Annotated in this window: 11 protein-coding genes and 1 riboswitch; of the genes, 7 read left to right on the top strand and 4 right to left on the bottom strand. The window is 46.0% G+C overall.

Annotated features, from left to right (window positions below; translation table 11 throughout):
* Window positions 1-724 (top strand): YadA C-terminal domain-containing protein (locus tag DBO31_RS07900; RefSeq protein ID WP_150824875.1); only part of this gene is annotated, 724 nt, incomplete at its 5' end.
* 137 nt (window positions 725-861) lie between these two features.
* On the opposite strand, the gene DBO31_RS07895 is transcribed toward DBO31_RS07900, so the two are convergent.
* The 3 genes from DBO31_RS07895 to DBO31_RS07885 form a co-directional block, all read right to left on the bottom strand.
* Window positions 862-1,125 (bottom strand): heavy-metal-associated domain-containing protein, encoded by a 264-nt coding sequence (locus DBO31_RS07895; protein ID WP_059075671.1) that lies wholly within the window; start codon window positions 1,123-1,125, stop codon window positions 862-864.
* A gap of 113 nt (window positions 1,126-1,238) precedes the next feature.
* Entirely contained in the window at window positions 1,239-2,096 is an 858-nt protein-coding gene (gene metF, locus DBO31_RS07890; RefSeq protein ID WP_075581513.1) for a methylenetetrahydrofolate reductase [NAD(P)H], read from the bottom strand.
* A 30-nt stretch (window positions 2,097-2,126) separates the two neighbouring features.
* Window positions 2,127-2,960, bottom strand: a complete 834-nt coding sequence (locus tag DBO31_RS07885) for a MetQ/NlpA family ABC transporter substrate-binding protein (protein WP_059075673.1) — start codon at window positions 2,958-2,960, stop codon at window positions 2,127-2,129.
* Window positions 2,961-3,038: 78 nt separating this feature from the next.
* Window positions 3,039-3,133: riboswitch (SAM riboswitch) on the bottom strand.
* 447 nt (window positions 3,134-3,580) lie between these two features.
* On the opposite strand from DBO31_RS07885, the gene DBO31_RS07880 reads away from it, so the two are divergent.
* The 4 genes from DBO31_RS07880 to DBO31_RS07865 are packed head-to-tail and all read left to right on the top strand — an operon-like array spanning window position 3,581 to window position 7,139.
* Window positions 3,581-4,390 (top strand): energy-coupling factor ABC transporter ATP-binding protein, encoded by an 810-nt coding sequence (locus tag DBO31_RS07880; RefSeq protein ID WP_075581511.1) that lies wholly within the window; start codon window positions 3,581-3,583, stop codon window positions 4,388-4,390.
* A 1-nt stretch (window position 4,391) separates the two neighbouring features.
* The gene (locus tag DBO31_RS07875) at window positions 4,392-5,075 is read left to right on the top strand and encodes an energy-coupling factor transporter transmembrane component T (protein WP_075581510.1); all 684 of its coding nucleotides are present in this window, start codon (window positions 4,392-4,394) and stop codon (window positions 5,073-5,075) included.
* 13 nt (window positions 5,076-5,088) lie between these two features.
* A complete protein-coding gene (locus DBO31_RS07870) occupies window positions 5,089-6,579 on the top strand; it encodes a tryptophan transporter (protein ID WP_059075676.1) in 1,491 nt (496 codons plus the stop codon).
* Entirely contained in the window at window positions 6,510-7,139 is a 630-nt protein-coding gene (locus DBO31_RS07865; RefSeq protein WP_234995437.1) for a GDSL-type esterase/lipase family protein, read from the top strand. Before DBO31_RS07870 ends, DBO31_RS07865 begins: the two co-directional genes overlap by 70 nt.
* A 96-nt stretch (window positions 7,140-7,235) precedes the next feature.
* On the opposite strand, the gene DBO31_RS07860 is transcribed toward DBO31_RS07865, so the two are convergent.
* Entirely contained in the window at window positions 7,236-8,420 is a 1,185-nt protein-coding gene (locus DBO31_RS07860; protein ID WP_150824874.1) for a PucR family transcriptional regulator, read from the bottom strand.
* Between the two features lie 238 nt (window positions 8,421-8,658).
* Between DBO31_RS07860 and DBO31_RS07855 the strand changes: the two genes are divergently transcribed.
* A complete protein-coding gene (locus DBO31_RS07855; RefSeq protein WP_150824873.1) occupies window positions 8,659-9,825 on the top strand; it encodes a pyridoxal phosphate-dependent aminotransferase in 1,167 nt (388 codons plus the stop codon).
* Window positions 9,822-10,225: cation:dicarboxylate symporter family transporter (locus DBO31_RS07850; protein WP_150824872.1), on the top strand; the 404-nt coding region annotated here is incomplete at its 3' end. The genes DBO31_RS07855 and DBO31_RS07850, both read left to right, overlap by 4 nt.

Below are 10,225 nucleotides of genomic sequence, written 5' to 3'. Positions count from 1 at the left end.
GGCCGTTGCACAGGAACGAGCTGAACGCAAGGGCGCTGATGCCGCACAGGATAAAGTCATCAAACAGGTCAATGACAATCTGGTAAGCTCTGTCAACACGATTAACAAGAACGTAGCTGATGGATTCAATGCACTGAGTGCCGTAGATTTGCAGGAAGCCCAGACCCGTGCAGCTGCTGACCAGACGCTGCAGAATCAGATTGCAAACAATGCACAGGCTATCGGCACGACGAAAGATGGTAACTATGTCAAGAGCAATAATAGCGTTGGCCAGAATCTGAATGCCCTGGATGCCCAAGTAGGTCAGAATAGTGCTAATATCAATCAGTTGTTCAGCGATTACAGCTCCATGAAGACAGACATCAATAAAGTCGGTGCTCGTTCGGCTGCATTGGCTGGTCTTCATCCTCTCGACTTTGATCCGGCTAATAAACTCAACTTTGCTGTTGCTTCCGGTTCGTTTAAAGGCGAAAACAGCGTTGCTCTCGGCGCATTCTATCGCCCGAACGAAAATGTTATGTTCAGTGCTGCCAGCACTATGGGTGATTCTGACAATGCGTATACCTTTGGACTGAGCTTTAAGATTGGCCCGTCCTCGGCTAAGACAAAGACCACTTCGCCCGATGCGGAAGAACTGTACAAAGTTGTTGGTCAGTTACAGGATCAGTTAGCGGCTCAGCAGAAAGAAATTGAACAGCTCAAAGCAGAAAAAGCTGCCAAATAACCTGTCGTAGCAGAAACAACAGTGGAAGTAAAATAGAATACACTACAAAGAACTAGAGCCTGTCATCTGACAGGCTCTAGTTCTTTGTATGCGGCATCGTAAGTACACATGCATCAGAATGGTAGTGACGACGCTTTTTATTCTTTTGTATCGGTAATCTTGTCTACGGAATAGCCGGCATTGACGACGGCTTTAAACATGGCTTTTTCATCCGCCTCATCGGTTACATGGACGGTAGCCCGTTTATCCATAAGGCTGACTTTGGCTTTCACGACGCCAGGCACGGCTTCCAACGCTTCTTTTACGTGGGCCGCGCAATGGTCGCACATCATGCCGCTGATATAGATATATTTTTCTTTTCCTTCCTGACTGGAACCGAAAAGGTTACTGAAGAATCCCATGTATATCCCCTCCACATCTCGTATATGAGAATGAATTTTATTATATACATCTATTATACGGAAGAAATGGCAAAAATACAAGTCAATGCAATCCGGTGTTTGTCTTATGAGTGCTACAGCAGTGTGCGGATAGCGTTGGCAATGCGGGTGGCCACGTATGGATTGTTCATGGTGTAGATGTGGATGCCGTCTACGCCGTTGGCCAGGAGATCTACAATTTGATCGATGGCATAGGCGATTCCGGCATCGCGCAGGGCGATATTGTCATGACCATACCGGGTCAGGATCTTCTGGAATTTCAGTGGAAGAGTAGCTCCGCAAAGAGTGACCATCCGTTCTATTTGTTTCTTGTTGGTTACGGGCATGATACCCGCTTCGATAGGAACGCGGATTCCAGCCTGGGTCGATTTGTCGAGGAAGTTGTAAAAATCGTGATTATCGAAGAAAAGCTGGGTGATGAGTTCGCTGGCACCGGCATCGACTTTGATCTTCAGATGGTCTATGTCTTCTGCCAGTGTTTTAGAATTGGGATGGCCTTCGGGATAGCATGCGCCGATGATATTGAATTCATCACCTGTCTGTTGACGGATGAAGGCGATGAGGTCACTGGCATGGGGAAATACGCATTTTGGTTCGATGCCGGGCGTTTTATCTCCGCGCAGGGCCAGAATATTTTCGATACGGTGTTCCCGTAATTTCTGCAATGTATCCAGTACTTCATCTTTGTCCAGGTTGATGCAGGGCAGATGGGCCGCCGTTTCGCAGTTCAGGCTTTTGATTTTGGAAGCGACTTCTACGGTGAGATTTCCTCCTTTGCCGCCGGCACCGCAGGTGACGCTGATAAAATCCGGATGGAGACCGCTCAGTTTTTCCAGTGTCGGATAGACCGTTTCAACGGGAATTTCTTTTTTTGGCGGAAAGACTTCAAAGGAAAAAACAGTTTTCTTAGAAAATAAATCACAAGTTTTCATCTACATACCCCTCGTCATGAAATAGTGTTATCAGAAGCTGGGAATAATAGCTCCGTTATATTTTTCTTCAATAAATTTCTTTACTTCCGGTGATTGCAGTGCTTTTGCCAGTTTCTGGATTTCCGGACGATTTTCATCACCGCGGCGTACGACCAGAACGTTGGCATAAGGCGAATCCTTGGATTCGGTGAATAAGGCATCCTGGAGCGGATTGAGTCCGGCTTCGAGAGCGTAATTGGTGTTGATAAGTGCGATATCTACATCATCCAGGGAACGGGGAATCTGGGCGGCATCGAGTTCGATGAACTGGAGGTTTTTGTCATTTTTTTCAACATCCTGCACGGTAGATGCGATACTGCCTCCGTTCTTCAGGCTGATCAGGCCGGCTGTCTGGAGTACGAGAAGTGCACGGCCACCGTTTGTAGGATCATTGGGGATGGCGACTTTGGCATTTTGTCCAAGCTGGGCCAGTTCCTTGAGCTTATGGGAATAGATGCCCATTGGTTCGACGTGGACCTTGCACAAGGCAACCAAGTCCGTACCGTGTTCACTGTTGAATTTTTCCATATAGGGTTCATGCTGATAGAAATTGGCGTCTAGTTCTTTATCCTGCAAGGCCAGATTCGGTTTGACATAATCTGTGAATTCGATAATGTTCAGGTCTACTCCTTCGGCGATGAGCATGGGCTTGATTTCTTTCAGGATTTCCCCATGTGGTACCGGTGATGCACCGACAGTAATTTTGACATTCTGAGATACTTCCCGGCCACCGGCCGGTTTCTGTCCTCCGCAGCCGGTCATGAGAACCGCTGCAGCTCCTATAGCGATGGCAGCAGCGGTTATCCAGACTTTCCATTGTTTCATACTATCCCTCCTGTAATCTAAAGCCTCCAGAGGGCATAAAAAAGACTCTTTCCCGAAAGAGAAAGAGTACAGTGATTTTCTTTATCTCCCGGAATTTCTTCCGCAGGAATTGGCACCGTATTATCGGTTGCCGGGTTTCATAGGGCCCGTCCCTCCGCCACTCTGGATAAATGTATATACCGTCATAAGACAGTACGTAATGAAATTGTTGAAGTTATTTTACCATGATTGCAGAATTTGTCAAGGAAGAAAAAAGATTGGCTGATTTCTCTTGACTTTAAGAAAAAAAGCCGTATAATTACAAGTAATCTACATAGTATTGTCGATGAACGAAACGAGTACGTGTACAGCGACAGCTACAGCGAGCCGATGGCAGTGAGAGTTCGGCGCCGGTCCGTACAGGGAATGGATTCGGGAGATGCGGCCTGAACGGTGACCAGTAGGGCTCGACGGTGTAGTTCCACCGCTATCAAAGAAACGTGTATCGCTCTTTTTGAGGGCCGTACATAGTGAGATGGGCTTTATAAGCCAATGTGGGTGGTACCGCGGAAGAATCAGACCTTTCGTCCCTTTAGAGGGATGAAAGGTTTTTTTTATTGTTTAAGAGAGGATGAACAGGAATGCTGGAAATGAGAGATGTGACGTTCCACTACACAGACGGTACACCTGTATTGGAACATATGAACCTGACGATTGGTACCGGTGAATTTATCGGCTTGGGCGGTCGCAACGGCTGTGGGAAGACGACGGTAACCCGCTTGCTCATGGGTCTTGAAAAACCCGTATCGGGAGATATTTTCCTCGATGGGAAAAGAATCAACGATGAAGAAGCGGCAGCCCGCAGTCCCTATATCGGATATGTATTCCAGCGGCCGGAACGGCAGATGTTCCGACCGACTGTGCGGCAGGAAGTAGCTTATGGACCGGAACAGCTGGGCCGCAGCCGTGAAGAGGTCGCATCGGCTGTTACAGAGGCGCTGCAGGCTACAGGGCTGGAATCTCTGGCGGAAGCCTATCCACCCAATCTCAACCGGGGAGAAAAACAACGCGTCGCCATTGCGTCGGCCATTGCCATGCACACCCAGTACCTTATTCTCGATGAACCGACGAGTGGCCAGGACAGTGCCGATAAAAAATCGCTCATGGCACTTTTGTCCCGGCTTCATCGGGATGGACTTACCATTCTTATCATCAGCCACGATATGGATATATTTGCCGAATACTGTCAGCGGGTCATCGTTATCGGACATCATACGAAAGCCTTTGACGGGACACCACAGGATTTGTTTACGAAAAGAGAAGACTTGTATGAATTAGGATTGAACCGGCCTGATGCCGTGACGTTGTCTCAGGCTGTAGCGGGACTTCCATATTGCAAGTCCGTTGATGAATTTACGGCAGCCATGCTGCAGCGTCTGGGAGGGAAATAAGATGAAACATTTTGTACCAGTAACAAAATTATTAGGCACTGTTGCTTTTTCGTTCTGGGCTCTCGTGCTGCACACGCCAGGCCCTCTGGCAGCCCTGGTCGTCATCGAACTAGTCCTTTTGGGCTTTACCGGCAATATAGCTCGCAACTTTAAGGCTGCCATGAGCCTGGCTGTCTTTGCTGTTTTCCTGGCAGTAGTACAACTTCTGGGAGGCGGTTCTCTCGAATCGGCTTACGTTACGGGACTTCGGATGCTGGCGATGACCATCGTATTTATCATCCTTCTCACGACAACGCGGCTGCAGGATTTGACAGCGGCGCTGGTCAAACAAATCCATATTCCATATGAATATGCGTTCATGTTTACAGCAGCACTGCGGTTTGTCCCCGATTTCATTGCCGAAAGCAAAACGGTTCAGGAGGCACAGGCCTGCCGGGGGCTTTCAACAAAAGGTAATGTCTTTAAGAAATGCATTCATTACATGGGTGTCATTCAGCCGTTGATGCTTAAATCCCTGGGGCGTTCAGAAACGATGGCGCTGAGCTTGGAATTACGGGGGTTTGGCAATAATGAACATAGCTTTATGGCAAATGTACGGCCAGCCGGCTGTGACTATGCCGTTATGGCTTTATTCGTGGGAGTGAGTGTACTTGTCGTGTATATGCGTATTTTTGGCATAGTCTGAGGGGGAACGGGAAATGAAACATATTGAAGATATCAGCACATTAGAATTTCATCACCGTCAGGGTGGACAATTCCGCTGGATTACCATTACGACGCTGATGCTGGCTATTGGTACTATCTTGCATCTCGTATCGCCAAGCGTTGGCGGTGTCACGCCAAACTGGACCATTGCAACGTACTGTGTGGCTATCTGCCTGACCAAACCGACCTATCGGCAGGCTCTGGGCATTGGCCTGGTAGCAGCACTGATCAACGTCCTTACCTCTAAATCAGGCTTTCCTTATGGCAATCTCATCAGTGAACCCATAGGAGCTCTGACTTGTGCTTTTCTGGTTAAGAATCTCGCTTTTCTGAAATTCCGCGGCCATTCGTGCCTGCCTGTCCTGACGGGCTTCGCGGCTACCTGTATGAGTGGCGGTGCTTTCGTCACGATTTTGAAATTTGCCTTAGGCCTGCCAAATAATGTTTATTTTACGGGCATGCTGCCGCTGGTTGTTATCGTCGGTGCACTCAATGCTGTAGTAACACCACTTATGTATTTTCCGGCTCTTCGCCTCTTCGTATCGCGGGGAATCCTCGATTCTCTGGAAGAACAGAGTGTCACTTCGGATCACAGCCAGTATGATTTGAAGCCGTCTGTCCCGGGACTTATTTCCATTGAACATCTGTCTTACACTTACAACAAACAGACGACGCCGGTCCTCGACGATGTGAGCCTGGCTGTGCATAAGGGAGATTTCCTTGTCATTACTGGCGAAAGCGGCAGTGGCAAGAGTTCCCTCTGTATGGCTATGACCGGTGCCATTCCTCATTACTTTGGCGGTGTCATGAAAGGCATGGTGTATGTGGACGGAAAGGCTACGACGCAGACAACCATTTCCCGTCTGGCCAGCCGTGTCGGTGCTATGCTTGACGATTATGACAGTCAGCTCGTGGCTATGACGGTGGAAGAAGAAATTGCCTTCAGCCTGGAAAATCAGGGTGTAGCACCGGATAAGATTGAAACGGCTATTACGGAGGTATTGGAAAAGGTTAAACTGACGCCGTACCGTACACGGCAGCTGACCAATTTATCCGGCGGCCAGCGTCAGCGTCTGGTTATTGCCGGAGTGCTGGCGACCAATCCGGAAATCCTCGTATTCGATGAACCGACATCGGCTCTCGATCCGGAAGGAACCCATGATTTCTATGAACTGGTTCACGAATTGAATGTTCGTTACGGACATACTATCGTGGTTATTGAACATAATCTGGAAGCGGCCCTTCCTTATGCCAACCGGCTGGTGCTTCTCGACCATGGCCAGCTCCGGTCGGATGGAGATGTAGAAACGACACTCCGCTACATGTATGACCATGATATCTATGCGACAGCGGTACCGAAAGTGTTTGCCTGCCAGATGGATCTGGAAAAGGCGGGATATCAGTTTGATCAGCCATGGCTTTCTGTAGAAGCGGCAGTCCGGTCATTGCAGGATGCGGCACCGGCACTGGAACGGGCGGTGTAGCCATGCACCTTCTTTGTCTCGGTGACAGTCTGACTTATGGATACGATGTACCTCCGGAAAAGGGCTGGGTGAATCTCCTGTCGGATTCCCTGAAATGGGAAGTCGATAATCGCGGATTGTGCGGAGATACAACCTGGGGAATGCTGACACGGCTGCGCCGGCTTGCCTTGTCCGGGTACGACGCTTTTTTCCTCATGGGCGGATCTAATGATATACTGGAAGATATTCCGGTGCGGGAGATACAGGCTAATATAACGGCTATGATACGGCTTTTGCAAAAACAACATAAACCCGTTTATCTGGGCATTCCGCCCTGCACACGGCAGGAAAGCGCAGACTATGGCTGGCAGGCCCGGGAAGATGTAGATAGGCATAATGATATTTTATCAGTTTACCGGATATGGCTTCTTCAACAGTGTCAGACAGAAGACCTCCATCCCATCGACTTCTATACAGTCCTGCAGAAATCACCGCATTACGCAGACGGTGTTCACCCTGATGAAACCGGCTATCGGCTTCTGGCAGATGCAGCCATATCGGCCATGAAGCTGGGATATTGAAGCGTGTGGTATAACACCGGTTATACCGACACACATATTGTTAAGAAAAATGAATCGCCAATGCAATGATTCCCTTTTGATTGCATTGGCGATTTTTTATAGTTCGATATTGCTGCATTCTTCTATCTTTATAGCTAAGGATAGTTTTTCATATGATTCTGGTTGCAAGAGATTGCATGATAAGAGGTGGCTAATCTGTTTCAGACGATACCGGATTGTATTTTTGTGCTGGCCTAGTTCGTCAGCCGTTTTGTCGATATTGCCACCACATCGTACGAATGACATAGCCGTTGTCATCAGGGCGGTATGATTTTCTGAGTCATAATCGCGGATAGGGTTTAAAATAGAAGAAGTAAAGTGCTGCATAGCGGGTTCGTGACAATAGGGAAGCAGAATGCTATGGATGCCTAACGTATCATACATTTGATAAGGGTGTGACAAATCTGTGTGGAAATAACTGCTGTAGATAGCTTCTTCTATACAGAGTTTTATTTTTCGTTCCCGGTAGTGGATAGAACTAACACCCATATGATACGAAACAGCCAGTGAGCCAACTGGTGTATCCAGAATTTGCTGGGCTAATTCGTCTGGCCGGGCATTTTTAAAGTTATGGGAAGAATAAATGTATAAAAGTCCGTTTTTGTATCGTAAAAGGGTATTATACGAAGTCAATAATCCTGCGTATTTGGCCGCAGATTCCATCTTCATATAGTCATTGGTAGTTAGTGGTGTATCAGAGCGGAAATACATGCAAAAGATATCAGGCTGCAAACAGGGGTTAATTTCCAGTTGTAGTTCTTTTTGTTGTTTGTCATGTTCGGGTAAAGTAATAATACGGGAAATAATGTGCTCAAATTTGTCGAAATCATAAAGAGACTGCAGCCGTTTGTAAATATTGATAATTATTTTTTCAAAATATTGTTCGGAGTTTTTTATAAGAATAATGGGAAAACCAGCCGAGTCGGCGAATCGTAATACATGGGGAGATAAAGGCAGACTATACACATTTTTTATAACAAGACCGCTACAATTGCGGTGATGCAAAAGTCGTATAGCATCAATTAGACAGCCGGGATCTTCTTTAGCATATTGCAGACTGGATAAGATAAGCTGGTTGGGGATGAAACTTAATTTCGTGTATTTATTTTTTAATGTCCGGTCATATTCATAATCCAAAATTCCGCATGAGGTTATTTGATTGGAAATACCCGTAGCACCTGCAATGAGAGTAAAACCAGAGAACTCAGGATAATGTAGAATCTCAGCGATTGTTAATTTCAATAAAACCACCTCGTATATTTTGTATAAATAAATAAGATATATTTAGTATATCTGCATAAAAAAGAATCTGCAATATGAAAATGTGAAGAAATATACTCTAAAAAATTATATAAAAAAATAAAAGTATAAGAAAAAATTAGAAAATAATACAATAATCATATGTTGAATGTATTATTTATTTTATATAAAATTTATTTAGAAAACAATAGTAAATAAAAGGGCTGAAGGGAGGAGTAATATGGTTGTTTTAAGCAAAAGAGCCCAAAACCTTCATCAAGGGGCTATCCGGGCCATGTTCGATAAAGCAGCAACTATGGATCGTGTTATCAGTATGGGCATTGGAGAGCCCGATATGGCAACACCTATGCCCATCTGCGAAGCTGCAGCTATGGCACTGCGAAATGGTCAGACACACTATACGCCGAATGCAGGAACATTAGAATGCCGGCGGGCTGTTTCTGAATGGGGCAGTATAAAAGAACTTCATTATGATCCTCAAACGGAGATTATTATCACGCCTGGAGGAATGGGAGCATTATCTTTGCTCTTGTCCGTTATTGTGGAAGATGGTGTTGAAATACTGATTCAGGATCCTCAATGGTTGAATTATGCCAGTCAGGTTCAATTTTTTGGAGGCATTCCAGTTTCTGTTTCTACGTGTGCAGAACGAGGGTTCGTCATTCAGGCGGAAGATATAGAGCACAAAATTACGGAAAAAACCAAAGCTCTTATGCTGAATTCACCTAATAATCCGACGGGAGCTGTCATTCCAGAAGAAGAACTTGGAAAAATTGCAGAAGTGGCTATCCGCCACGATCTTCTCGTAATTTCCGATGAAGTATATGATACGCTGTATTATAAGGATAAACCCGTTTCTATCAGTACTTTACCTGGAATGAAAGAAAGGACCGTTGTCATCAATAGCCTGTCTAAAGCATTTGCAATGACTGGATGGCGGATTGGTTTTGCTGCCGGACCTGCGGAAATCATTAGCAAAATGGTACCTGCCCAGGAAAATATCAGTGCTTGTGCCAATTCGCCAGCCCAGGCAGCAGCGGTGTATGCTTTACATCATCCTGAATTATCGGAAACATTGTGCACGATATTCAGGCAAAGGCGTAAGATTATCACGGACGGTCTGAATGCGATACCGGGGATTTCCTATGATGAACCTGCTGGAGCCTTTTATGTATTTCCCAATATCCAATCTTTCGGAATGACGAGTTCTGAATTCTGCAATCGCCTGCTGGAAGAAGAACATGTAGTCTGTATTCCTGGCAGTGCATTTGGACAGGCGGGGGAAGGGTACATGCGCATGGCCTATACGTGCAGTGAGGATGAGTTAGTGGAAGGATTGCAACGGATAAAACGCTTTTGTGAAACCATAAGGGGGAATCAGATATGAGTAGTGTATTCAGGTACATGAATCAACATTTTGCACTGTGTTTGTTTGGAGCGGTCATTGTTGGTATTGTTCTTTCTTTTGTCATGGGAGAGCAGGTCGTATTGTTGAAGCCTCTGGGTACTATTTTTACCAGACTTCTGGTTATGATCGTACCTGTATTGGTATTTTTTTCTATTGCGTCTTCCTTTGCGAACATCGGCGATGCTACCCGGATGAAACGGTGGGCTGGAAAAATTATTGGATGGTTTGTTCTTTCGATGCTGATAGCCACGTTTTTAGGCATTGCTATGGGGCTTATTTTTAAACCAGGTCTGGGCATTGAATTGCATTCTGCTGATTTTAAAGTGACAGAAATTACAGTTGATATGTTTATTAACTGGCTTCCTAAGAATTTTGTTGG

The sequence above is a fragment of the Megasphaera sp. DJF_B143 genome (assembly GCF_900320625.1).
In the GTDB taxonomy this organism is placed as follows: domain Bacteria; phylum Bacillota; class Negativicutes; order Veillonellales; family Megasphaeraceae; genus Megasphaera; species Megasphaera hexanoica.
This window is presented reverse-complemented; position numbering and strand designations above follow the sequence as displayed.

Bases quoted from the DNA above. Each gene is read 5' to 3' on its own strand.
- DBO31_RS07895 (WP_059075671.1), bottom strand. From the start codon at position 1,125: ATGGGATTCTTCAGTAACCTTTTCGGTTCCAGTCAGGAAGGAAAAGAA.
- metF (WP_075581513.1), bottom strand. From the start codon at position 2,096: ATGAAAACTTGTGATTTATTTTCTAAGAAAACTGTTTTTTCCTTTGAA.
- DBO31_RS07885 (WP_059075673.1), bottom strand. From the start codon at position 2,960: ATGAAACAATGGAAAGTCTGGATAACCGCTGCTGCCATCGCTATAGGA.
- DBO31_RS07880 (WP_075581511.1), top strand. From the start codon at position 3,581: ATGCTGGAAATGAGAGATGTGACGTTCCACTACACAGACGGTACACCT.
- DBO31_RS07875 (WP_075581510.1), top strand. From the start codon at position 4,392: ATGAAACATTTTGTACCAGTAACAAAATTATTAGGCACTGTTGCTTTT.
- DBO31_RS07870 (WP_059075676.1), top strand. From the start codon at position 5,089: ATGAAACATATTGAAGATATCAGCACATTAGAATTTCATCACCGTCAG.
- DBO31_RS07865 (WP_234995437.1), top strand. From the start codon at position 6,510: ATGGCTTTCTGTAGAAGCGGCAGTCCGGTCATTGCAGGATGCGGCACC.
- DBO31_RS07855 (WP_150824873.1), top strand. From the start codon at position 8,659: ATGGTTGTTTTAAGCAAAAGAGCCCAAAACCTTCATCAAGGGGCTATC.